This window comes from Streptomyces sp. TLI_55 (assembly GCF_900206255.1).
In the GTDB taxonomy this organism is placed as follows: Bacteria; Actinomycetota; Actinomycetes; order Streptomycetales; family Streptomycetaceae; genus Streptomyces; species Streptomyces aquilus.
The window spans coordinates 4,981,347-5,004,181 of the sequence record NZ_OAOJ01000001.1 but is presented as its reverse complement, the minus strand read 5'-3'; the positions used below and the strand labels follow the sequence as shown (position 1 = coordinate 5,004,181).

26 protein-coding genes are annotated in these 22,835 nt (G+C 70.9%); 7 read left to right on the top strand and 19 right to left on the bottom strand.

The genetic code is table 11. The features are described 5' to 3' along the window. Positions 1-19: 19 nt before the first annotated feature. From CRP56_RS23000 to CRP56_RS22980, 5 genes are all read right to left on the bottom strand, one after another. Positions 20-1,225 (bottom strand): cytochrome P450, encoded by a 1,206-nt coding sequence (locus CRP56_RS23000; protein WP_097266873.1) that lies wholly within the window; start codon positions 1,223-1,225, stop codon positions 20-22. 48 nt (positions 1,226-1,273) lie between these two features. Beyond that, positions 1,274-1,738, bottom strand: coding sequence for an RICIN domain-containing protein (locus tag CRP56_RS22995; RefSeq protein ID WP_179851096.1), 465 nt, complete (start codon positions 1,736-1,738; stop codon positions 1,274-1,276). A 91-nt stretch (positions 1,739-1,829) separates the two neighbouring features. Beyond that, positions 1,830-2,270 carry a VOC family protein gene (locus tag CRP56_RS22990; protein ID WP_097266869.1) on the bottom strand — a complete coding sequence of 147 codons (441 nt, stop codon included), beginning with the start codon at positions 2,268-2,270 and terminating at the stop codon, positions 1,830-1,832. After that, entirely contained in the window at positions 2,249-2,449 is a 201-nt protein-coding gene (locus tag CRP56_RS22985) for a DUF397 domain-containing protein (protein WP_097266867.1), read from the bottom strand. The genes CRP56_RS22990 and CRP56_RS22985 overlap by 22 nt, the downstream gene beginning before the upstream one ends. Further along, on the bottom strand, positions 2,449-3,300 hold the full coding sequence (locus CRP56_RS22980; protein ID WP_097266865.1) for a helix-turn-helix domain-containing protein: 852 nt from the start codon (positions 3,298-3,300) through the stop codon (positions 2,449-2,451). Before CRP56_RS22980 ends, CRP56_RS22985 begins: the two co-directional genes overlap by 1 nt. 193 nt (positions 3,301-3,493) lie before the next feature. On the opposite strand from CRP56_RS22980, the gene CRP56_RS22975 reads away from it, so the two are divergent. The 4 genes from CRP56_RS22975 (at position 3,494) to CRP56_RS22960 (ending at position 5,287) form a co-directional block, all read left to right on the top strand. After that, positions 3,494-3,910 carry an ATP-binding protein gene (locus tag CRP56_RS22975; protein WP_097266862.1) on the top strand — a complete coding sequence of 139 codons (417 nt, stop codon included), beginning with the start codon at positions 3,494-3,496 and terminating at the stop codon, positions 3,908-3,910. 90 nt (positions 3,911-4,000) lie between these two features. After that, the gene (locus CRP56_RS22970) at positions 4,001-4,465 is read left to right on the top strand and encodes an SRPBCC family protein (RefSeq protein WP_097266860.1); all 465 of its coding nucleotides are present in this window, start codon (positions 4,001-4,003) and stop codon (positions 4,463-4,465) included. Next, positions 4,462-4,854 (top strand): ArsR/SmtB family transcription factor, encoded by a 393-nt coding sequence (locus tag CRP56_RS22965; RefSeq protein WP_097266858.1) that lies wholly within the window; start codon positions 4,462-4,464, stop codon positions 4,852-4,854. The genes CRP56_RS22970 and CRP56_RS22965 overlap by 4 nt, the downstream gene beginning before the upstream one ends. Next, complete coding sequence (locus CRP56_RS22960) at positions 4,847-5,287, top strand: SRPBCC family protein (protein WP_097266856.1); 441 nt, start codon at positions 4,847-4,849, stop codon at positions 5,285-5,287. The genes CRP56_RS22965 and CRP56_RS22960 overlap by 8 nt, the downstream gene beginning before the upstream one ends. Before the next feature lie 25 nt (positions 5,288-5,312). Here the strand turns inward: CRP56_RS22960 and CRP56_RS22955 are convergent, their stop codons facing one another. The 8 genes from CRP56_RS22955 to CRP56_RS22920 form a co-directional block, all read right to left on the bottom strand. After that, entirely contained in the window at positions 5,313-5,885 is a 573-nt protein-coding gene (locus CRP56_RS22955; protein WP_097266854.1) for a dihydrofolate reductase family protein, read from the bottom strand. A 127-nt stretch (positions 5,886-6,012) separates the two neighbouring features. Then, positions 6,013-6,678, bottom strand: a complete 666-nt coding sequence (locus tag CRP56_RS22950; RefSeq protein WP_097266852.1) for a response regulator — start codon at positions 6,676-6,678, stop codon at positions 6,013-6,015. Then, positions 6,675-8,042: a sensor histidine kinase gene (locus CRP56_RS22945; protein WP_373559668.1), complete on the bottom strand. Its 1,368-nt coding sequence runs from the start codon at positions 8,040-8,042 to the stop codon at positions 6,675-6,677. The genes CRP56_RS22950 and CRP56_RS22945 overlap by 4 nt, the downstream gene beginning before the upstream one ends. Before the next feature lie 112 nt (positions 8,043-8,154). Beyond that, positions 8,155-8,832: a response regulator gene (locus tag CRP56_RS22940; protein WP_097266847.1), complete on the bottom strand. Its 678-nt coding sequence runs from the start codon at positions 8,830-8,832 to the stop codon at positions 8,155-8,157. Further along, positions 8,829-10,238, bottom strand: coding sequence for a sensor histidine kinase (locus CRP56_RS22935; protein ID WP_097266845.1), 1,410 nt, complete (start codon positions 10,236-10,238; stop codon positions 8,829-8,831). Before CRP56_RS22935 ends, CRP56_RS22940 begins: the two co-directional genes overlap by 4 nt. After that, positions 10,231-11,454 (bottom strand): acyltransferase family protein, encoded by a 1,224-nt coding sequence (locus tag CRP56_RS22930; protein WP_373559762.1) that lies wholly within the window; start codon positions 11,452-11,454, stop codon positions 10,231-10,233. The genes CRP56_RS22935 and CRP56_RS22930 overlap by 8 nt, the downstream gene beginning before the upstream one ends. A 1-nt stretch (position 11,455) precedes the next feature. Beyond that, the gene (locus CRP56_RS22925; RefSeq protein WP_257040903.1) at positions 11,456-12,472 is read right to left on the bottom strand and encodes an alpha/beta hydrolase family protein; all 1,017 of its coding nucleotides are present in this window, start codon (positions 12,470-12,472) and stop codon (positions 11,456-11,458) included. Positions 12,473-12,750: 278 nt separating this feature from the next. Next, a complete protein-coding gene (locus tag CRP56_RS22920) occupies positions 12,751-13,638 on the bottom strand; it encodes an alpha/beta hydrolase (protein WP_097266838.1) in 888 nt (295 codons plus the stop codon). A 197-nt stretch (positions 13,639-13,835) separates the two neighbouring features. Between CRP56_RS22920 and CRP56_RS22915 the strand changes: the two genes are divergently transcribed. From CRP56_RS22915 to CRP56_RS22905, 3 genes are all read left to right on the top strand, one after another. Beyond that, positions 13,836-14,441: a TetR/AcrR family transcriptional regulator gene (locus CRP56_RS22915; RefSeq protein WP_097266836.1), complete on the top strand. Its 606-nt coding sequence runs from the start codon at positions 13,836-13,838 to the stop codon at positions 14,439-14,441. Between the two features lie 157 nt (positions 14,442-14,598). Beyond that, the gene (locus CRP56_RS22910) at positions 14,599-16,512 is read left to right on the top strand and encodes an FHA domain-containing protein (RefSeq protein WP_179851095.1); all 1,914 of its coding nucleotides are present in this window, start codon (positions 14,599-14,601) and stop codon (positions 16,510-16,512) included. A gap of 24 nt (positions 16,513-16,536) precedes the next feature. Continuing rightward, positions 16,537-16,896: a DUF5955 family protein gene (locus CRP56_RS22905; RefSeq protein ID WP_097266832.1), complete on the top strand. Its 360-nt coding sequence runs from the start codon at positions 16,537-16,539 to the stop codon at positions 16,894-16,896. On the opposite strand, the gene kynU is transcribed toward CRP56_RS22905, so the two are convergent. From kynU to pyrE, 6 genes are all read right to left on the bottom strand, one after another. After that, entirely contained in the window at positions 16,891-18,102 is a 1,212-nt protein-coding gene (gene kynU, locus CRP56_RS22900) for a kynureninase (RefSeq protein WP_097266829.1), read from the bottom strand. The two genes, CRP56_RS22905 and kynU, sit on opposite strands and share 6 nt — an antisense overlap. After that, positions 18,095-18,934 carry a tryptophan 2,3-dioxygenase family protein gene (locus CRP56_RS22895; RefSeq protein WP_097266827.1) on the bottom strand — a complete coding sequence of 280 codons (840 nt, stop codon included), beginning with the start codon at positions 18,932-18,934 and terminating at the stop codon, positions 18,095-18,097. Before CRP56_RS22895 ends, kynU begins: the two co-directional genes overlap by 8 nt. A gap of 158 nt (positions 18,935-19,092) precedes the next feature. Beyond that, on the bottom strand, positions 19,093-19,506 hold the full coding sequence (locus tag CRP56_RS22890; protein WP_059194130.1) for a DUF3151 domain-containing protein: 414 nt from the start codon (positions 19,504-19,506) through the stop codon (positions 19,093-19,095). 51 nt (positions 19,507-19,557) lie between these two features. Further along, positions 19,558-21,006 carry an MFS transporter gene (locus tag CRP56_RS22885; protein ID WP_097266825.1) on the bottom strand — a complete coding sequence of 483 codons (1,449 nt, stop codon included), beginning with the start codon at positions 21,004-21,006 and terminating at the stop codon, positions 19,558-19,560. A 74-nt stretch (positions 21,007-21,080) separates the two neighbouring features. Continuing rightward, positions 21,081-22,103, bottom strand: coding sequence for a class II fructose-bisphosphate aldolase (fbaA, locus tag CRP56_RS22880; RefSeq protein WP_097266823.1), 1,023 nt, complete (start codon positions 22,101-22,103; stop codon positions 21,081-21,083). Between the two features lie 177 nt (positions 22,104-22,280). Next, positions 22,281-22,829, bottom strand: a complete 549-nt coding sequence (pyrE, locus tag CRP56_RS22875; RefSeq protein WP_097266821.1) for an orotate phosphoribosyltransferase — start codon at positions 22,827-22,829, stop codon at positions 22,281-22,283. Positions 22,830-22,835 lie beyond the last annotated feature (6 nt).

Genomic DNA, 22,835 nt, shown 5'->3' with positions numbered 1-22,835 from the left:
CGATCATCCGAACGAGTGATCACCCCACCTCAACGGCCAGTCCCTCCAACCCCCTGATCACGAAGTTGGGCTTCCGTATCGGCTCCGCCGCCAGGGCCAGCGTCGGAGCCTTCTCCAGCAGGGCCGTCATCGAAGCGGCCAGCTCGATGCGGGCCAGCGGTGCGCCGATGCAGTAGTGGATGCCGGCGCTGAAGGAGATGTGCGGGTTGTCGGCGCGGGCGAGGTCGAGGCGCTCGGGGTTCTGGAACACCGCCGGGTCGTGGTTGGCGGAGCCGAAGAGCATGGCGATCTCGGCGCCCCTCGGGATCGTCGTGCCGTCGATCTCGATGTCGTCCAGCACCCAGCGCTCGAAGAGCTGGAGCGGGGTGTCGTAGCGCATGAGTTCTTCGATGGCGCCCGGGATCAGGGAGTGATCCGCGCGGAGTGCAGCGAGCTGGTCGGGGTTGCGGAAAAGGGCGTACCAGCCGTTGACGGTGGCGTTGACCGTCGCCTCGTGCCCGGCGTTCAGCAGCAGTACGCAGGTCGAGATCATCTCCTGCTCGGTGAGCCGGTCGCCCTCGTCGTGGGCGGCGATGAGCCCGGAGATGAGGTCGTCGCCGGGGTGCTTGCGCCGCTCGGCGATGAGATCCCGCAGATAGTCGGAGAACTCCACGGAGGCACGTACGGCCTTTGCGGCCACGTCCTCGGAGGGGTTCAGCTCGTACATCCCGCAGATGTCCGCCGACCAGGGCCGCAGCGGGCCACGGTCGGCCTCCGGGATGCCCAGCATCTCGGCGATGACCGCGACGGGCAGCGGCTCGGCGACGTCGGCGAGCAGATCGCCGCCGCCCTTCTCGACGAGCCCGTCCACGAGCTCCCCGGCGAGCTGAGCGACGTACGGCTTGAGCCGCTCCACCGTCCGCGGCGTGAACGCCTTCGACACCAGGCGGCGTATACGGGTGTGGTCCGGCGGCTCCAGGTCGAGCATGCCGTGGTCGTTGAGGGTGTGGAACGGCTCGTGCTCGGCGGGCGGCGGGGTGCGGTTGAAGTCCTCGTGGGTGAAGCGGTGCTGATAGGTGCGGCCGAGGCGGCGGTCCCTGAGCAGCGCCGAGACATCCGCGTGCTGCGGGACCAGCCACTGGTTCGTGGGCTCGTAGTACTGGACGCGGCCCCTGGCACGCAGGTCGGCGTAGGAGGGGTAAGGGTCGGCGAGAAAGTCCGGGTCCCACGGGTCGAAGGCTGCCATGCCCGGACGCTAGCCCGACCCTCCCCCTCCTGACCAGGGGTGTCTCACTCAGCCCTGGGTGTACCAGCGCTGCCAGGTGGCGGTGTCCTCACAGTTGCGGAGGTTGACACCCGCGTGCGGGTCCCAGCTGCCACGGTCCTGGATGCTCAGGCACTGGTAGTTGACGTCGGTCCGCAGCTGCTCGCCGTACCAGCTCCAGCGCTGATTGGCCTGCCCGTGGCAGTCGCCGACGAGCTGGGCCGGGGCGTCGAGCTCGCCGTTCCTGACGTCGAGACACTTCCCCTCGGCGTAGTTGACCAGCTTGGCGCCCTCCCAGTACCAGTCCTGGCTGGAGATCGGCCGACTGCTACAGGCCGCCACCTCCACGTTGTCGCCGTTGGCGGTCAGGCAGCGGTCGCTGAAGCGGGAGAGGATGCGGAAGGTGTCGGCGGCGTGGCTCGCCGGGGCGTTCGCGATGACGGGGACGACGGCGAGCGCGAGTGCGGCCAGGCCGTACTTCAGGTGCTTGATCATGTGCCCTGGTGTAGCCAGGCGGGGGCATATGCCGACAGCCCGGGACACGGGCATTCACCCGACCGGCCTGACGGGTTCACCGCAGAAACGATCAGTTTCCGGCGCCGAAGTCGGGCAACGTCAGGGTCCCGTCCTCGGCGAGCGGGAAGCCGGGGTTGTGGGCGACCTCCCAGGCGTGACCGTCGGGGTCGGTGAAGGCGCCGGAGTAGAAGCCGATGTCGTTTCGGGCGGCGGGCTTGGTGACGGTGCCTCCGGCGGTGCGGGCGGTGTCGAGGAGGGCGTCGACTTCACCGTCGTCGCGGACGTTGTGCGCGAGGACGATGCCGCCGAAGGCGGGCGGTTCCTTGTCGGCCTCCAGACCGCAGTCGGCGGCGAGCTTCTCCCGGCCCCAGAGGACCAGTCCGAGACCGCCGGCCTGGAAGAAGACGGTCTCCTGAACCTCCTGGCCGCGCCAGCCGAGGGCTTCGTAGAAGGCTTTGCTGCGGGCCAGGTCGGAGACGCCGAGGGTGATCAGGGTGACTCGCTGTTCCATGGGGGGACTTCTTCCTTCAGGTGGTTGATGAGGGCCGTGAAGGAGGGGGTGGGGAAGGAGAGAGTGGCGCGAGTGGGGGCTTTTGAGTCGCGGATGGATATGTGGGTGGGCAGCGCCGCGATCTCGACGCAGGTGTTGCCGTCCCCGCCGTCGGAGTAGGTGGACTTCCGCCAGTTCATCAGAGTTCCTTGGTCAGTCGGTGGATGAAGTCCCGTGACGCCGCCGGGTCCAGCGACGCCTTCTCCACCCTACGAAGCAACGTGCGAAGGTGCTCCAGTTGCGGTTCGGCGTCGATGAACGCGGTGCCGGTGGGTGAATCGCGCAGTCCGGTGTCCAGCTTGGGCACCGGGCCCCCGAGGTACATCATCGAGGCACCCGTACCACCGAAGCCGTCCTGGTCGATGGGGATGACCCGCACTGCGGCGTGGCCGTGTTCGATCTCCTGCAGGATGAACCGGAGTTGGGCCCGCGCGGCCTGCCGGTCGGCCACCCGGACCCGCAGAGCGAACTCGTGGACAACGGTCTCGTACGGCGTCGGGGTGTCCCCCTCGATGACGACGCGCCGGCGCATCCTGTGCTCCACACGAGGCGCCACTTCACTCTCGGGCAGTTCGGGGCGCATGTACCGGAACACCGCACGCGCGTAGTCCGGTGTCTGCAGCAGCCCCGGGACGTGCGTGATCACGACCTCGCGAATGGATGTGGCATGGTGCTCGACCTCGGCCATGTCCAAGAACACCGGTGGCAGTACACCGCGGTAGTCCTCCCACCAGCCCCGCGTACGGTCGGTGGCCATGGCCACCAACGCCTCGATCAGCGCCTCGTCCATGCAGCCGTAGTTGGCGGCCAGTCGCCGGACCCGCTCGGCGCTCACGCCCGCGACGGCGGACTCGATCTGGCTCATCTGAACCGAGTCGGCTCCGAGCAGGGCCGCGGCCTCCCGCGCTTTCATACCCGTGGCCTCGCGGAGCTTGCGCAGCTCAGCACCCAGACGAACCCTACGGGCCGTGAGATGCCTCTTCGGCGGCACTGGCGCCTCCCCGCCCCAACTTCGTTTCGAACGTACCTCGTTCAGAGACCGAGAATACGACAACGGCTTGCACTCTCCTAAATTTAGGAGATACCGTCAGTGACGCACCGCTCACCCTGCGGAAGTGCACCGCTACCCCCATGCGGCACCGCCACCGCACCCCAACTCCCCACCCCCAGAACGGAGTTCACGCATGCCCGAAACAACGACCGACCCCTGGGAGTACTCCCTCTACATCCCCAACGACCCCAGAGCCGTCACCGTAAGTCGCCGCACCCTCCGCCTCATCCTGACGATGCACGGCCTCATCACCCTCGTAGACGCAGCGGAACTGCTCGCCACCGAACTGATCTCCAACGCCGTTCTCCACACCGACGGCCCCGCCGCCCTGCGAATCCGCTGGCGGGACGGAGTCCTCCGCATTGGCGCATGGGACGCGGCCCCCGAACCCCCGGACCCTCCCCAGAAGCTGACCGGCGACCTGGACGCCGAATCCAGCCGCGGCCTCGCCCTCGTCGCCGCCACCTCCGACCTCTGGGGCTGGCAGCCACTGTCCAGATTCGGCAACCGCGGCAAGTACGTGTGGTGCGAACTGGCGACGACGGCGTAACCGCGACACGCAACCGATGGTTGCGTGTAACCGTCTCCCGGGCTTACAGTGATACGCAACCAAAGGTTGCGAAAGGGCCCGGTGAGCGCAATGGAGTACGGCAGCATCGAGCGGGAGATCCACATCGACGCCACACCCGAGGTGGTCTACGAGGTCGTCAGCAGACCCGAGCATCTGAGGGAGTGGTGGCCCGACGAGGCCGAGCTCAAGCCCGTGCCCGGCGGCACCGGCGTCATCTCGTTCGGGGACAGGAGCACGCCGGACGCGAAGGTCGAATCGCTGACCGTCGTGGACGCCGATCCGCCCCGGCGGTTCTCCTTCCGGTGGGTGTACGACGAGGGCGAGGCTCCGACACCGACCAACTCCCTCCTCGTGACCTTCGACCTGACCCCCTCCGGCTCGGGCACGCTGCTGCGCTTCAGTGAGGCCGGGTTCCGGGAACGCGGCTGGGAGGCCGCCGTGTTCGAGAACGCCTACCGCGAGCACTCCACCGGCTGGGACCACTTCCTGCCGCGCCTCGTCGCCTACGTGAACCGACTGGTGTCCACGCCATGAGCGTCACCGTCGACGACGAGCTGTGGTCCGCCGTCGGAGATCCCACCCGGCGCCGGATGCTCGACCTGATGCTGACCGACGGCTTCGGCACGGCGACCTCGCTCAGCGACCGACTGCCGGTCACGCGCCAGGCCGTCGCCAAACACCTCGGCGTACTCCACCGGGTCGGGCTGGTCCACGCGACCCCGTCCGGCCGCGAGCGCCGCTACGAGGTGGACGAAGAACAACTCGCCCGCGCCATAGCCCAGTTGGCCTCAGTCGGGGCGAGCTGGGACGCCCGACTGCACCGCATCAAGCGCATCGCCGAGGCGATCCAGCGCGACCGGGAGACCTCACCCCAGGCCCAACCGGAGAACACGACATCAGAGAGAGGTACCGAACATGCCTGACATCCTGCACCGGATCGGAATCACCTCATCCCCGGACCCCGTCTACACGGCCCTGACCACCGTCGACGGGCTCGCGAACTGGTGGACGCGGGACACCGAGGGCGACCCCAACGTCGGGGGCGTCATCAAGTTCCGCTTCGTACCCGGCGGGTTCGACATGAAGGTCCTGGAGGCCCAGCCCGCCGAACGCCTGGTCTGGGAGGTCGTCGACGGGCCCGAGGAATGGATCGGCACCCACGTCCGCTTCGAGCTGAAGCAGGAGGACGACTTCACGATCGTCCTGTTCCGGCACGAAGGCTGGAAGGAGCCGGTGGAGTTCATGTACCACTGCAGCACCAAGTGGGCGACCTATCTGATGAGCCTCAAGAAGCTGATCGAGACCGGCAAGGGCGAGCCCGCGCCGGATGACGTCCAGATCAGCAACTGGCACTGAACGCCCCGCCCCGCCCGAAGCGCCGTCAGCGGATCACGTCGAAGACGTTCTTCTGCAGGCCGTTCGCGTACGCCTCGTGCTCGACCAGCTTCAGGCGCTGCTTGTCCTTGTCCGTCGTCGAGAAGAGTCGCTTGCCGGCGCCGAGGAGGACCGGGAAGACCAGCAGGTGGTAGCGGTCGATCAGGTCGGCGTCGGCGAGGGAACGGGTCAGGGAAGCGCTGCCGTGGATGATGATCGGCCCGCCCTCGGTCTTCTTCAGTTCGGCGACCTCTTCGAGGGAGCGCAGGATCGTCGTGTCGCCCCAGTTCGAGACGAGGTCGTCGTCCTTGAGGGTCGTCGACACCACGTACTTCGGCATCACCTTGTACTCGGCGAACTCCTCCATGCCGGGCCACACCGGGCTGAACGCCTCGTAGCTGGTCCGGCCCAGCAGCATGGCGCTCGCTTCCTGCTGCTCGCGGCCCTTGATCTCGAACGCCTCGGGGAGGAACTCGATGTCCTGGAACGTCCACCCGGCGTTCCGGTAACCGGCCTCGCCGCCCGGCGCCTCCACGACGCCGTCGAGCGAGATGAAAGCGGTGCTGATGAGGGTGCGCATGTCGGTTCCTCCGTTGTTTCTCTGTCTGCCCGGTGCTGTCTCGTGTCCAGCTGTGATCTACGACCGCTGATCATGGAGAAACTCATCGGCTGACGCCCACCCTATTTTTCGAACCCGCCTACGGCCCCTATCCCGGCGTCACGAGCCGCGCCTCGTACGCGAACACCGCCGCCTGCGTCCGGTCCCGCAGCCCCAGCTTCACCAGCACGCGGCTGACGTGGGTCTTGATCGTCGACTCCGCCACCACCAGCCGCCCGGCGATCTCCGCGTTCGACAAACCCTGCGCGATCAGGACCAGCACCTCCGTCTCCCGTTCGGTGAGCTCGCCGTAGGCCTCATGGGCGGAGACCATCAGCCGGGGACCGTCGGAGAGCCGCGAGAACTCCGTGATCAGGCGCCGGGTCACGGAGGGGGCCAGCAGGGCCTCCCCGGACGCCACCACCCGTACGCCGTCCGCGAGCTGTCGGGCCGAGGCGTCCTTCAGGAGGAAGCCCGAGGCACCCGCCTTCAGCGCCTGGTAGACGTACTCGTCGAGGTCGAACGTCGTCAGCACCAGCACCTTCGCCGCACCGTCCGCCGCCACGATCTCGCGCGTCGCCTCGATGCCGTTCAGCTCAGGCATCCGGATGTCCATCAGGACCACGTCCGGGCCAAGCTCCCGGACCTTCGCCACCGCCTCACGGCCGTTGACCGCCTCGCCGACGACCTCGATGTCCGGCATCGCGTTGAGGAGCACCGAGAAGCCCTCGCGCACCATCATCTGGTCGTCCGCGATCAGCACGCGGATCGTCATGCGTCACCCTCGCTCGTCCTCACACCCGCACTCGGCACCGGCAGATACACCGCCACCTCGTAACCCCCTTCATCCGTCCGGCCCGCCGTCATCTCGCCGTCCAGCATCGAGACCCGCTCCCGCATCCCCGTGATGCCATGACCGGCGCCGGGTGACGGCTTCAGCAGCGCCCCCGCCGGCGGCGGACCGTTGACTATGCGCAGGCCCAGCCCGCCCAGGACGTAACCGATCTCCACCTGCGCGGCAGCACCCGGCGCGTGCCGGAGCGTGTTGCTGAGCGCCTCCTGGACTATGCGATACGCCGACAGCTCCACGCCCTGCGGCAGCTCACGCACCGCGCCCGTCACCGTCTTCTGCACGCTCAGACCGGTGTCCCGCACATTGGCCAGCAGCCGGTCGAGGTCGGCGAGCGTGGGCTGCGGGGCGTCCGGGGCCTCGTAGTCCTCGGCACGCACCACGCCCAGCACCCGGCGCAGTTCCGTGAGCGCCGCCACCGCGTTCTCCCGGATCGTCGCGAACGCCCGCTCCAGCTCCGGCGGCGGGTTCTCCACCCGATAGGGCGCCGCCTCGGCCTGGATGGCTACCACCGACATGTGGTGCGCGACCACGTCGTGCAGCTCACGGGCGATCGTGGAACGCTCCTCCAGCAGCGTGCGCTTGGACCGCTCGTGCGCCGTCACCGTCTGCTGGGCGGTCACCTCCTGCTCGGCGGTCCGGCGTATGTGCCAGACCGTGACGACGAGAAGGGCCATCGCGGAGACGACCAGCATGGGGCCGGTGTTGGTGGCGTAGTGGCCCCAGCCGAAGACGGTCTCGGAGACGAAGCCGTACACCGCCGTCAGCACCCACATCCATGCCGCCGTGCGCGGCCGGGTGCGTATCGCCACGACCGTCAGAACGGTCAGGTGGGAGATGAAACTGCCGGGCAGCCAGGGCCAGTTGGACCACGAGCTGCCCAGCACGGCGACTGCGGTCGTCGAGGCCAGCGAGAGCCAGAAGGCACCGACCGGCCGGATCAACGTGACCAGCACCGGCGCCAGCGCGAACAGGCCGCACAGCACCGCCGACATGGTGCCCTGGCCGCTCGCCCAGGCACTGAACATGGCCATCACGCCCGCTGCCGCCACCACCGCGTGCGGGGTCCAGGCCGCGTACTCGCGCACCCTGCCGGGCAGTCGGCGGGTGAGCGGGCCGCTCGCCGCCATGCGGGGCAGCGGGCGGTAGGCGAAGGCGTCGTGGAAGAGGTCCTGGCGCAGCCCCCGCAGGGCGTCCAGGGCGGCCCGCACTTCCGGGCTGCGCGGCTTGTACGCGTCGTGTCCGCCCCCGTGCGGAGGCGGCATGTGCGTCTCGGTCGTATCGGTCACGATGAAAACGGTAGGTGCGCCAGGGGGTCCCCGTCGTCACCAGTGAGAGGGGTCCCTGCGCCTCCCCCTCAAGTACTACGGGTAGCGAAGACCCGCCGGCTGTCGGTGCCGGTCAGTACCCCGACGGCCGCACCAGCCCCGACTCGTACGCGAACACCGCCGCCTGCGTCCGGTCCCTGAGCCCCAGCTTCACCAGAATCCGGCCCACGTGCGTCTTCACCGTCTGCTCGGCCACCACCAGCCGCTGGGCGATCTCCGCGTTCGACAGGCCCTGCGCGATCAGCGTCAGCACCTCCGTCTCCCGCTCGGTCAGTTCGCCCACGCGTTCCTTCAGCGGGGGCTTCGGGCGGTTGTCGAGGCGGGAGAACTCGGTGATCAGCCGCCGGGTGATGCCGGGCGCGAGCAGCGCGTCACCGGCCGCCACCACCCGCACCGCCTCCGCGAGCTGGTCGGCGGAGGCATCCTTCAGCAGGAAGCCCGAGGCGCCCGCGCGCAGCGCCTCGTACACGTACTCGTCGAGGTCGAAGGTCGTCAGCACCAGCACTCTGATCTGCGGGGTCGCCTCGGTGATCAGGCGGGTGGCCTCGATCCCGCCGAGCTCCGGCATACGGATGTCCATCAGCACGACGTCCGGGGCCAGCTCCGCGACCTGCTTCACCGCGTCCAGACCGTCGACCGCCTGTCCGACCACCTCTATGTCGGGCTGGGTGTTGAGCAGCACGGTGAAGCCCTGCCGGACCATCTGCTGATCGTCGGCGATGAGGACACGGATCGGGCTGCTGCTCGTCATACGGTGCCGTCCTTGGGGTCAGGGGAAGGGTCGGGCGCGGAGGCTGAGGCGGAGCCGACGACCGGGGCCTCGGCCCACGGGGGTGACGTCGGCAGATACGCGGCGACCTCGAAGCCGCCCTCGGGTGCCGGCCCCGCGCGCAGCGTGCCGCCGAGCATCGCGGCCCGCTCCCGCATGCCGAGCAGGCCGTGGCCGGCGCCGCGGGAGAGCGGGACCCGGCCGGTGGGCGGCGAGTTGGTGACCCGCACGTCCACGCCGTGCTTGTGGTGGACGAGCCGCACGACGGCCGTCGCGCCGGGGGCGTGGCGCAGGACGTTGCTCAGCGCCTCCTGCACGATCCGGTACGCCGACAGCTCCACGCCCTGCGGCAGCTGCCCGCGGGTGCCCTGGACCTCGACCCGGACGGTCAGCCCGGCCGCCCGGGTGTTCTCCACCAGGGCGTCGAGCCGGTCGAGGGTGGGCTGCGGGGTGTGCGGGGCGGTACCGGTGTCGGTGCCGGGCGCGCCGACCGGGTCCGGGGTGTCGGGGTGCTCGGAGCGCAGCACGCCCAGCACCCGGCGGAGTTCGGTCAGCGCCTCCAGCGCGTTCTCCCGGATGCCCTCCAGGTTCTCCTTGAGCTCGTCGGACGGGTTCTCCACCAGGTGCGGGGCGACCTGGGCCTGGATGGAGATCACCGACATGTGGTGGGCCACCACGTCGTGCAGCTCGCGGGCGATCCGGCTGCGCTCCTCCAGCAGCGTGCGCCGGGCGCGCTCCTCGGCGGTGAGCGACGTCTGCTCGACGAGCTGCGCGCGGGCCTCGCGGCGACCGCGCAGGGCGGCGCCGAGAAGCACGACGATCCCGGAGAGGATGACCGCGATCACACCGGTGGGCGTGTAGTCCGGACCACCCCACAGGCCTTGCAGTACATAGGTGGCGAGCACGGTCAGCGCCAGCGCCTCCATGGCGACCCGGGTGCGGACGCGCAGGGTCAGCAGCAGGAGCACCAGCAGATGGGCGATGATCCCGGCCGGCGTCCAGGGCCAGGTGAAGCCGCCCGCCGGGCCGCCGAGCTCGCCGTGCACGGCCACGGCACCCACCACGGTGGCCACCAGGGACAACCACCACGCCGGTATCGGGCGCCACATCGCGAGGACGACCGCGCCGCCCTGGGCGAGCCCGATGACGAACGCCCCGGTGGACTGCAACGAGCCCTGGTCCCCGAGCTGGGCGACGGCGCCGAGCGTGATGCCGAACGCGGCCAGCCACAGCAGCCCGTGCGGCAGCCAGCGCACCCAGACCGATGGGGGCAGCGGATCCGCGCCGGTGGTCCGCAGGTCGTCGCGGAGCACACGCAACCAGCGCCCTACGCGCCCCACGACCACGTGCTGGATCCCCGTCTCCGTCACACGGCTCAGCCTAGACATGCCGCTTCTCCCTCGCCGTACCCCGTTCGGACGGGCGGCTGCTCCGCACCACCCGTGTTCTCGCACCCCGCCGGCTCCCCTGCTCGTAGCCTCGGAACGCCGTCCAGCAGACGGCGAGGACGGCGGCGAACACCGGCAGCCAGGCCACCCGCGCCGCGACCCAGCCGAGGCCGTCCGGGACGGTGTGCAGTCCCGGGAGGCGCCCGGCGAGGCGTCCGGTGGCCGTGGTCGCCATCAGCGCAGTCTGATGCCACAGGAAGATCGTCATCGCGGAGAGGTTCACGAGGGCGACCGCCGCCCAGGCGAGCGGCCGGCGCATCGCCCCGCGCAGCCGGTCGCGCAGCAGCAGGGCCAGCCCGCACTGGGCCAGGCCGAAGGTGACGGCGGCCAGCGTCGGCGGGCTCAGGTTGGACACCGCGGCGCCCGGCACGCCGACCATCGACGCCGGATAACCGGCCCACGCCACGAGTGCCGCCGTCGCCGCCGCGCCGCCCGTCAGCAGGATCCAGCCCGCCCTGCGCCGCTCCAACTCACCGCGCGTCCAAGCCGCACCCAGCGTGAACGGCACCAGCCAGGCCGCGGCCTCGTTGACCCAGCCGAGCCAGGACGGGCCGCCGAGGCCGAAGCGGATCAGGTCGACGTGGAGGACGACGGCGAGCGGCCACACCGGGCTCAGCCGGGTCAGCAACGGGGTCGCCGCCGTCAGCGCGGCGAACACCACGAGGAACCACATGGGCGACAGCGCCAGTTTGACGAGCGTGTGGACCGTGACGAACTCCGCGCCGGTCAGGAGCAGTCCGGCCGCCGCCACCGTCCACAGGGTGAGGACAGCCGCGACCGGTCTGAACAGCCGGGACAGCCGCGCGGTCAGCCAAGCGCCGTACGTCGTCCCGCGCGCTCTGGCGGTGGCGTAACTCCTGGTCGCCACATGGCCGCCGACCAGGAAGAACACCGCCAGCGTCTGGAACGCCCAGGAGATCGGGGCCAGCCACGGCATGTGCTGCAACGGGCTCGCCGTGTGCAGGCTCCCGCCGTCCGCCACCAGGGCGGTCACCAGCCAGTGGCCGAGGACGACGCCGAGGATCGCGAAGGCCCGCAGGGCGTCCACGGCTCTGTCCCGGGTGGTGGGGGTCGCCGCGTCCACGCGGGCGGCGCCCTGCTGGATGGCCTTGCGTATGTCTGTCCGTATGCCTTGGCGGGCCGGCCTCTGGGGCAGGTCACGCACGGGTCACCTCCGAGGTCTTGCCCAGGACGATGCGGGCCAGGTTGGCCAGGGAGACCGAGCCGGGGGCGAAGTAGTCGCTGTGGCCGCCGTCGCCGGCCGCGAAGCGGTTCGCGCCGAAGGACGGGGACATGGGGTCGGTGCCGAAGCCGACCGTCGTGCCGAAGAGGTCCGTCTTGATGTGCGGTACGTCCGCCACCCAGTCGTCGGTGCCGCGGGCCGCCCAGACGCGGGCGCGGGTGTGCAGGGCGGCGGCGGTGTCGGCGCCGGTGCCGGGGCTGCCGAGGAGGACGAGGTCGGTCGCGTCCAGGTCGGTGGCGGCGCGGGCGCAGACGACCGAGCCGTAGGAGTGGCAGAGGAGGGAGACGGTGGTGTCGTCCTGGTCGGCGATGCCTCTGAGCTGCCGTATGAACTGCCGGAGTTGCGGGGCGGCTCGGTCTGCTCTTCCGGTGGTCGTGACCGTCGTGCTGATGGTGTCCGGGGTCTGGTAGCCGAGCCAGGCGATGACGGCTGTGCGGGGAGTGGTGCGGTTCAGCTCGTGGTGGAGGGCGGTCGCTTCGGCGCGGAAGCGGGCGTAGGTGTCGAGGGAGGTGTCGGAGCCGGGGACGAGGACGGCGATGTGGTCGGCGTGGGTCAAGTCGCCCAAGACCTCGGTGACTTTGCCTTCGCCTCGGCCGTCGAAGTGGAGGAGGTGGTGGGTGGGGGTGGTCAGGGATCGGTCGGCTGCGGCGCGGTGGGTGTCGCCGTGGGCGGCGGCCATGCGGGAGGCTTCGGCGGCGTTGGCTCTGTTGGCTGCGTATGCGGTGTCCAACGTCGACGTCGTCAGTGGGGGGAGCGTTGCAGGAGCTGGGGCCGGGATTTCCGGGCGGGCCGCGGCGGAGAGGGGCAGTACTACGGCGGCGGTGATGAGGGTCGCGAGGGTGGCTCGGCGCCAGTTGCGGGTGCGGCGGGGTGGGGGTGCGGGTGGGGGCGTGGCGCTCGCCCGAGCTTGCGGGGTGCCGCCTGCGCCCACCCGTGCCGCCCCAGCGGCACGACCGCCCGCAGACGGCGCGGCATCACCATGCACCGCAGACTCCGCGGCGCGGCTGCCACCAGGCTGCATGGAGATACGCGCAATGAACCCCACGTCCGTTCCCCCTCCCAGTCCGCCCGTCCATCGGGCCTCTCTGACTGGGAAATTACGGATCCGGACGCCTCGTCCGCGTCCCGCCGGGGAGCTCACCTCCGGCGTAGCTCTCAGGTACTACGGGTATGAAAGGGAGCCCCTCACCACACCGCGCCAACCGCCCGTCACCACGCCAACTGCGCGATCTCCTCCGCCACCACCGCACACGCGTCCGCCGCCGGATCGATCAGCGGGAAGTGGCCGACGTCCTCCAGCAACGTCACCCCCACCACCTCCCCCGCCTTCGCCGCCGCGTCCGCGTACGCCTCGGCCACCGCCTGCGGCACCACGTCGTCCGTGCGGCCCTGCACCAGCGTCGTCGCGATGCCCGTCGGGAGCAGCAGCGCCGGGTCGGCGTACGGCCGGCGGGATGCGAAGTGGTCCTCGCCGCCCAGGAGTTGCAGCGAAGCGCCACCGCACACGCCCAGCTTCTCCGCCACCGTGAAGTCCGCGATCGGGGCCAGGGCCACCACCCCGCGCAGCGGCGGGGGCCGGTCCACGCGCCACCCGGAGTCGGGCGGCAGGACGTGCCGGGCGGCGGCCCACAGCGCGAGGTGGCCGCCCGCCGAGTGCCCGGTGATCACCGTGCGGCGCAGGTCGGCCTGCGGGAGGGCGTCCCGTACGAGCGCGGGGAGCGCGTCCAGCGCCGCGGCCACGTCGTCGAACGTGTCCGGCCACCGCCCGGCCACATGAGCACCGGGAATGTCCTGCCCCGGCAGCAACGCCCCCCGCCGGTACTCGACGTTCGCCACGGCGAATCCCCGCCGCGCCAGATAGTCCGCGAACGGGGTGACGTGCCGCCGGTCGTACGGCGCCCGCCACGCGCCCCCGTGCAGCACGACGACCAGGGGGGCCAGGACCCCGGCCGGGAGCTCGCTCCTCGGGGCGTAGAAGTCGATCACCTGGTCGGGGTGGTCGCCGTACACGGAGCTGACGTCGGGGTCGACGGGCGGGTGGGAGAACGCCGACTCCTCCTCGGCGGCGGCCCGGGCTGCTGCGGAGTCGTCGGGCATGCTCCAACCTCTCAGCGATGAAACGCAATTGGATGAGAATTCACGAGAATTCGACTGTTGGCGGGGACGCTATCAGGCCCGTGACGTGCGCGGACACACGGATGTCACGCTCGGTGAGGGTTAAACGGTTCTGCTGTTTCGTTACGCTGGTCCCGACTCGAACGTCAGCCACACAGTGCCGTCCCATGGAGGCCGATATGTCCGCCGAACCCGGCACCGTACGTCCCGGAGGGCGTACCGCCCGTGTCCGCGCGGCCGTGCTGCGGGCGGCCGGTGACGTTCTCGCCGAGCACGGGTTCGCGCATCTCGACCTCGCCGATGTCGCCCGCCGGGCCGAGGTCGGCAAGACGACCGTGTACCGGCGCTGGGGCTCGGTGACCGGCCTGGTCGCCGACGTGCTCACCGACATGGCCGAACAGTCGCTGCCCCGCGAGGAGACCGGCACGGTACTCGGCGACCTCCTCGCCAACGCCCGCCTCGTCCAGCGCACCCTCGCCGACCCCCGCCAAGGCGCCCTGTTCCGCGCGGTGATCGCCGCGGCCACCTGCGACGAACGGACCGCCGACGCCCTGCGACGGTTCTACGACATCCGGATCGCCGAGTGGGCCCCCTGCGTCCAACAGGGCGTCGCACGCGGGGAGTTGCCTCCGGGGACGGACGCCGAGGAAGTCGTACGAGCCGTCTCCGCACCGCTCTACTATGCCCTCCTCACCACCGGCACACCCCCGACCCCCGCCGCCGCGGACCGCGCGGCACGCGCCGCTTTCGCAGCCGCCGCGGCCGGCGTCTACGCCACCCCCTAGAGCCCCTCGCAACCACCCCGCGCAACCCTCAATTTTGTGGATTGCGGAGCACATCGGCGCACGAGGAACATGGCGCGCATCGCAGATGCATCCGGGCGCATGTGGCGCACGCGCACGTCGTGCCGGAGCGGGGGCTGCGGGACGGGGGATGTGCAGCATGGCCGGGAACGGGGGACGGAAGCCCTATCTCGTCGTCAAGGCGCCGGGTCACCTCGCGGGAACGCGCTGGGAGTTGATCCACGATGCCCATGTCCTCGGCCGGTACGGCGACATCCGCCTCACCTCCCCCGACGTCAGCAAACGCCACGCCGAACTGCGCCTCGGCAGCGACGGGGTCTGGCTGAACGACCTGCACTCCAGCAACGGCGTCCTGCACAACGGGGTGCGGCTCGCGCCGGACCGGCCGGTGCGGCTGGCCGAAGGGGATGTGCTGCGCTTCGGCTCCGTCGAGCTGGAGTTCCACGGCAACGGCTATGGCGTCACCGACCTGCGCGACCATCAACGCCGCCGCGCCTCCGGCCCGCCCGGACCCCGCCGCGGCCCCGACCCCGACCTCCCCACCGGCCCACTGCACCACGCCGACCCACCACCGGTCGACGACGACGCCCGCTCCTCCTCGACCCGCTACCTCTCCGCCGCCACCCAACTCGACCCGTGGTTCGCGGAGGTGGTGGTGCGGCAGGTCGTGGACGAGCCCTACCGCGCCCTCGCCCCGGTCTTCGGCGCCGACCTGGGTGTCGTCACCCGCTGGGCGCTGTCGGCCCGGCGCCGCCGACTGGTGCGGGACCTCGTGCTGTGCGGGGCACTGGGCGCTCTGCTCGCTGTGCTCGGCATCGGCCTCCACGAGAACCTGGACACCATCAACTCCGGTGAGCTGGGCGGCACTTGGTGGCAGACGTACGCGGCCGGCGGTGCCGTGCTGTTCGGGGTGGCCTGGGTGACGGTCGCCGTCGACCGGTGGGTGACCGACTATCTGGTGCTGCGCCGCAGGCTGGCCCCGGGGCGCTACGACCCGGCCAAGACCCCGCCCGCCGTCAGCGGCCGCGTCCGCGCCCGGCTCGACACCGTGGCCGAGCGGCCCTCCGGGAACCTGATCGTCTGCTCCGGCTACTGGCCCTTCGCCGGCAGCGGAGACCAGGTGGACTCCTGGGAGCGCCCTGTCGACATCCGCCGCGGCTCGATCCGGCCCGACGGCACCCGCCGTACCCCGCAGCCCTTCGACACGGGGGAGCTGTACGACGTACTGATCGCCGCCGCCCGCATGATCGGGCTGAACAATCTGCGTGTCGAGGAACGTCTGTTCGTCGACGGCCTCAGCGTGGCACCCGACCGCCGCCTCCTGCCCGAGCCCGGTCGGCCGCCGCTCAGCCGCATCCCGATCCCGGTGATGCGCGGCATGCCGGACGGACTCGGCGCCACGAAACGCTCGTACGTCAGCGTCGAAGTGCCCGCCTGGAGCGGCCAGTTGGTGCTCACCATGTATCTGCGCGCGGTGCTGGTCCAGGGGACGCTGTACCTGGAGTGGTCGGCCCACGCCCTGCTGCCCATGCGGTCCTGGTACTACACCGTCGACGACCTGCCGCACCGCACCGCTCCCGGCGCCGCGGCCCGCGCCCTCGCGGCGGCCCTCCCGCGGACCCTGCCCGCGCTGGTCCGTGCTCCGTGGGCGCTGGCCCGCAGGGCGGCCTCGGCGAGCCGCGCCGCGTCCGGCCGACGCGCCCAGCGCCGCACCATCCGGGGCGGCTACCGGTTCGACTACGGCGCATCGCTGAGCATCCGGGAGTTCGCCAGCGGCGTCGACGAGGGGCGCTACTACGTCGGCCGAGACCTGACCCGGGCGTTGTTCACCACCCAGCAGCATCTGCTCAACACCATCGGGGACTTCCTGGTGTCCAAGGGCATCGCCTCGGACTCGTTCGAGCAGGTCCAGCAGAACCTGGTGCAGAACTTCAACGACAACCGTGTCCAGGCCCAGAACATCCAGGGCAACGTCTTCAGCAACGTCAGGCACGCCCAAGGCGGCAACCTGCACGTCGGTACACCCGGCCGTGCGAGCGCTCCGCGCAACTGACCCATCGACAGGGAGAGATCGGACATGACGCACAGCGACGGCGACCACTTCGGCAACATCACCGGCAACCTCTTCAGCCGCGTCCAGAACGCGACCGGCGGAGACGTCTACGTCGGGGCACCGACCCAGGACCCCACGGCCCTCGAACTCCAGCGCCTTATTGCCGAGTTGCAGCAGCTCCTCACTCAGTACGCCACCGTCCTGCCCGACGCCGACGGCCTGCGCGACGACACCGAGCAACTCGGAGCTCAGCTACAGCGCGACCGGCCCAACCCCAGCGTCGTACGCGGCCTGCTCGACTCCCTGACGGCGGGAGCCGGCAGCGTCACCGCCGTGCTGACCGCCGTCAGGAGTCTGGCCTCGTTCGTCAGCGGACTGCTATGACAGGACCTCGCCCAACACCCGCGCCGCCCGCTCCACATCCCCGAACCCGACATACAACGGCGTGAACCCGAACCGCAGCACATCCGGATGCCGGAAGTCCCCGACCACGCCCCGCGCGATCAGCTCCTTCATGACCTCCCCCGCGTCGTCGCACCGCAGCGCCACCTGGCTGCCGCGCTCCGCGTGCGCCTCCGGCGTCACCGACTCGACCCGGCCCGCGGGCGCGTACGCGGCCACGCATTCCAGGAAGAAGTCCGTCAGGGCAAGGGACTTGGCCCGTACCGCCTCGATCGACACCCCGTCCCAGACGTCAAGTGCCGCCTCCAGGGCCAGCATCGAGAGGATGTCCGGCGTACCGACCCGGCCGCGCAGTGCGCCCGCCGCCGGTTCGTACGCGGCCCGCATGCCGAAGGGCTCGGCGTGCGAGTTCCAGCCGGGCAGCGGGGAGTCGAAGCGGTCCTGCAGCTCCCGGCGCACATACAGGTACGCCGGTGAACCCGGGCCGCCGTTCAGGTACTTGTAGGTGCAGCCCACCGCCAGGTCGACCCCGTGCTCGTCGAGCCCGACCGGCAGCGCGCCCGCGCTGTGGCACAGGTCCCAGACCGCCACGGCCCCCGCCGCGTGCACGGCGGCCGTGAGCGACGGCAGGTCGTGCAGCCGCCCGGTGCGGTAGTCGACGTGGTTCAGGAGCACGGCCGCCGTACGGTCGCCCAGCACGCCCGGCACCTCCGCCGGCGTCACCGGACGCAGCGTGCACCCGGTCAGCCGCGCCGCCGACTCGGCGATGTACCCGTCCGTCGGGAAGGTCGTCGCGTCGACGACGATCTCGTCGCGACCGGCGCCAGCCAGCCGTACCGCCCCCACAAGTGCCTTGAAGACATTGACACTTGTCGAGTCGCCGACCACGATCTGCCCGGCCGCCGCACCCACCAGCGGAGCGATCCGGTCGCCGATCCGCTCGGGCGCCGTCCACCAGCCGCTCTCGTCCCAGGACCGGATGCGCAGCTCGCCCCACTGCCGCCGGACCACGTCCTCGACGCGTCCGGGGACGGCGGCGGGCAGCGCGCCCAGCGAGTTGCCGTCGAGGTAGACGCCCGCGGCGTCAGCCGCATGGTCAGACACAGTGTCGAGCACGAACTTCCCGCGTACGCCCGCCAGTTCGTCAGCGGCGTCCAGTTTCTCGGCCTTCGCCGGCAGCTCAGACATGCGACCGCGCCGTCCACAGCTCGGGGAAGACGTTCTTCTGCGCCCGCTTCTCCAGCCAGGCCACCCCGGCGGAGCCACCCGTGCCCGCCTTGGCGCCCATCGCGCGCCGCGTGGCCACCAGATGGTCGTTGCGCCAGCGCCACACCAGCTCGGCGACGTCGGTCAACGCCTCGCCGAGCCTGGCGAGTTCGTCGTTCGCGTCACCGGAGTAGAGGGCGGTCCAGACGGCCTCCACCTCCGGCGACGACTCGTACCGCCGCGACACGTCACGCGTCAGCACGGTGTCCGGGATCGCGTGCCCGCGCCGGGCCAGCAGCCGCAGCACCTCGTCGTACAGGCTCGGCTCGTGCAGCGCCTTCGCCAGCTCGGCGTGCACCCGCGGGGCGCCGCGGTGCGGGACGAGCATGGACGCCGACTTCTCGCCGAGCAGGAACTCCATCCGCCGGTACATCGCCGACTGGAAGCCGGAGCCCTCGCCCAGCGCGGCCCGGTAGGAGTTGAACTGCGCCGGGGTCAGCTGGCCGAGCGGCCGCCAGGACGCGTTCAGCGCCTCCAGCTCCCGTACGGAACGCTTCAGCGCGTCGATCGCGACCGGCACGTCGTCGGAGCGCAGCGCCTTGGCCGCGGTCTCCCACTCATGGACGATGACCGTGAACCACAGCTCCATCACCTGGGTCGTGACCAGGAAGACCATCTCTCCGGGATCGTCGGAGAGGGTGTGCTGGAGGTGGGTGAGCACGTCCGCCTTGACGTAGTCCTCGTACGGCGTCGTGCCTTCGAAGTCGAGATGCGGGGTCTCGGGCTCCGGGTTCTCGTGAGCCTCGTGGGACATCGCTGTCTCCTGTTGTGTACTCCGGGTAGCGGTCCGCCCCTGCCGTTACCGACACGGGGGCCCCGGTCCCCACCCGAATCCTCAGCCGTCACCCCGGGAAAGCGCAAGGCCCGACTGGATCACAGCCGGGCCCGCGCACGTCTCACCAGGTACGGGTCCTAGCCCAGGGTCTGGGCCGCCGTCGGCGAGGAGTCCTTCAGGAACTGGCTGCAGCGCTCGTACTCCTCCTGCTCGCCGATCGACCCGGCGGCGCGGGCGAGGGCGTGCAGGGCGCGCAGGAAGCCGCGGTTCGGCTCGTGCTCCCAGGGGACCGGGCCGTGGCCCTTCCAGCCGTTGCGGCGCAGCGCGTCCAGGCCGCGGTGGTAGCCCGTACGGGCATAGGCGTACGACTCGACGACGCTGCCCCGCTCGAACGCCTCGTCGGCCAGCTGGGCCCAGGCCAGGGAGGAGGTGGGGTACTTGGCGGCGACGTCCGCGGGCGCGGTGCCGTTCGCCAGGAGCTCACGGGGCTCCGGGTCGTCGGGGAGGTGGGTCGGGGGCGGGCCCCCGAGGAGGTTCTCGTGAATCGACATGGCTCCAGTCTCCTCCATGGCCCACGCCGGCCGCCCCCTCGGCCGGGCCCCCTACGCCAGCTTCCCCCGCGTCCGCTGCCCCTCCAGCGGCGGCGCGGTGATCGACCCGTGCCTGAGGCACTCCGGCCGGGTGCAGTCCGGCGGCAGCGTCCGTACCGTCGTGAACGCCACCGCCGCCCCCACCACCAACGCCCCCGCGCACACCACCATCGCCCGCCCGAACGCGTCGTCGAAGGCACTGGGCGTGCGGTACGCCTCCTCGCCCATCCCGGCGATCATCGGGAGCGCGGCGACCGCGATGAGGCCGGCCGCGCGGGCCGCCGCGTTGTTGATGCCGCTGGCCAGGCCCGCCCGGGCCACGTCCACCGAGGCCAGCACGGTCGCGGTCAGCGGGGCGACCAGGGTGACCAGGCCGAGGCCGAGCACCAGCAGCGCCGGCAGGACGTCGGCGAAGTAGTTGGCGTCCGGGCCGACCCGCAGCATCAGCAGCATCCCGGCCGCGCAGAACAGCGGCCCGACGGTGAGCGGGATGCGGGGGCCGATCCGGTCCGCCAGCTCGCCGGAGCGGGCCGAGAACAGCAGCATCATCACGGTCGTCGGCAGCAGGGCCGTACCGGCGCCGAGGGCCGAGTAACCGGCGACGACCTGGAGCTGGAGCGCGGCGAGGAAGAAGAAGCCGCCGAGGGCCGCGTAGACGCAGAGCGTGACCAGGTTGACGGCCGTGAACTGCCGGGACGCGAAGATCCCGAGCGGCATCATCGGGTCGGGCCGCCGCTTCTCGACGTACACGAAGACGACGCCGACGCCCACGCCGAGCACCGCCGTGATCCAGTCCGCCTCGATCAGCGCGTACGTCACCAGCGCCAGCGCGAGCGCCCCCAGCAGCGCGCCCAGGACGTCGAAGCTCGTGTGCTTGCGGCCGTCCCCCGACTCGGGGACGTGCCGTACGGCGATCGGGGCGCACAGCAGGGCCACCGGGACGTTCAGCAGGAACACCCAGCGCCAGCCGGGCCCGTCCACCAGCCAGCCGCCCAGGAACGGCCCGACGGCCGCGCCGATCCCCCCGAAGCCGGACCACAGCCCGACCGCCCGCCCCCGGTCGTCGGGATGGAAGGAGGCCTGGATGAGCGCCAGCGAGCCGGGCGTGAGGAGCGCGCCGCCCACGCCCTGCAACGCCCGCGCCCCGATGAGCACCCCGGCGTTGGGCGCGAGCCCGCACAGCAGGGAGGCGGCGGCGAACCACACCACGCCCACGACGAAGACCTTGCGCCGCCCGTACCGGTCCCCGAGCGAGCCGCCGAGCAGGATCAGCCCGGCCAGCGTCAGCATGTACGCGTTGACGGTCCACTGCAGCGCGCCGAGACCGGCGTCGAGGTCCCGCCCGATACGCGGGAGCGCCACATTGACGACGGTCGAGTCCAGCATCGCCATGCTGGAGCCGAGCACAGTGGTGAGCAGGATCCATTTGCCCTGCGGTGAGGCCAGCCGGACGTCAGCCATGCCCCTAAGTAAACAGTGAGCCCGGCGCCTTTGGGGGCCACCGGGCTCACTGAACAAGACCGAACAAGAACGGGTTACTTGATCTTCGTGCCCGTCGAACGCAGGTCGGCGCAGGCCTGCGTGACGCGCGCGGCCATGCTGCCCTCGGCGAGCTTGCCCCAGGTGCGCGGGTCGTAGGTCTTCTTGTTGCCGACCTCGCCGTCGACCTTCAGGACGCCGTCGTAGTTCTGGAACATGTGGGCCGCCACCGGACGCGTGAAGGCGTACTGGGTGTCGGTGTCGATGTTCATCTTGACGACGCCGTTGTCCAGCGCGGTCGCGATCTCCTCGGCGGTGGAGCCGGAGCCGCCGTGGAAGACGAAGTCGAACGGGGCGGTCTTGCCGTACTTGGCGCCGACGCCCTCGTTGAGGTCCTTCAGCAGCTCGGGACGGAGGACGACGTTGCCCGGCTTGTAGACGCCGTGCACGTTGCCGAAGGACGCGGCCAGCAGGTAGCGGCCCTTCTCGCCGAGGCCGAGGGCCTCCGCCGTCCGCAGGGCGTCGTCGACCGTGGTGTAGAGGGAGTCGTTGATCTCGTGCGAGACACCGTCCTCCTCGCCGCCGGTCGGGGTGATCTCGACCTCGAGGATGATCTTCGCGGCGGCGGCGCGGGCCAGCAGCTCCTGCGCGATCGCCAGGTTGTCGGCCAGGGTCTCGGCCGAGCCGTCCCACATGTGCGACTGGAAGAGCGGGTTCTCGCCGCGGGCGACACGCTCCTCGGAGACCGCGAGCAGCGGACGTACGTACCCGTCGAGCTTGTCCTTCGGGCAGTGGTCCGTGTGCAGCGCGACGGTGACGTCGTACTTCTTGGCGACGATGTGCGCGAACTCGGCCAGGGCGACGGCGCCGGTGACCATGTCCTTGTTGTACTGACCGCCCAGGAACTCGGCGCCACCGGTCGAGATCTGGATGATGCCGTCACTCTCGGCCTCGGCGAAGCCGCGCAGTGCCGCGTGCAGGGTCTGCGTCGAGGTGACGTTGATGGCCGGGTAGGCGAACTTGCCTGCCTTCGCCCGGTCGAGCATCTCGTTGTAGACCTCGGGGGTTGCGATGGGCATCTGTCCGCTCCTTGGAGTGTGCGGGTTGGCGTGCTACGTGCTGACGGCCCTGACCTAGACCTTGGTGTGGGGGTGCGACGTCGTCGTCGGCCCCCATCTTTCCAGACGTACCGGGATGCTCCGAGAGGCCATAAGCCCCGGTTGCCGGACGTTTCCGGCGTCCTTGTCGGTCCCGGGTCAGTCCAGGCCCAACTCGTCCTTGGAGAAGGCGAAGCGGTACGGCACACCGGCGCCCTCCTCGATCTTCTCGGCGGCACCGGTGGCCCGGTCGACGATGGTGGCGACGGCGACGACCTCGGCCCCCGCCTCCCGCACGGCCTCCACGGCGGTCAGCGGAGAACCGCCGGTGGTGGAGGTGTCCTCGACGACCAGGACGCGGCGGCCCGCGATGTCCGGACCCTCGACGCGGCGCTGGAGGCCGTGCGCCTTGGCGGCCTTGCGCACGACGAAGGCGTCGAGCCGCTGCCCCCGCGCGGCGGCCGCGTGCAGCAGGGCGGCGGCGACCGGGTCGGCGCCCATGGTCAGCCCGCCGACCGCGTCGAACTCCAGGTCGGCGGTCAGGTCGAGCAGCACCTGGCCGACCAGCGGGGCGGCCTCCCCGTCCAGGGTGATGCGCCGCAGGTCGACGTAGTAGTCCGCCTCCAGACCCGACGACAGGGTCACCTTGCCGTGCACCACGGCCTTGTCCTTGATCTGCTGCAGCAGCGCGCCGCGTACGTCCGTCATGCCGCC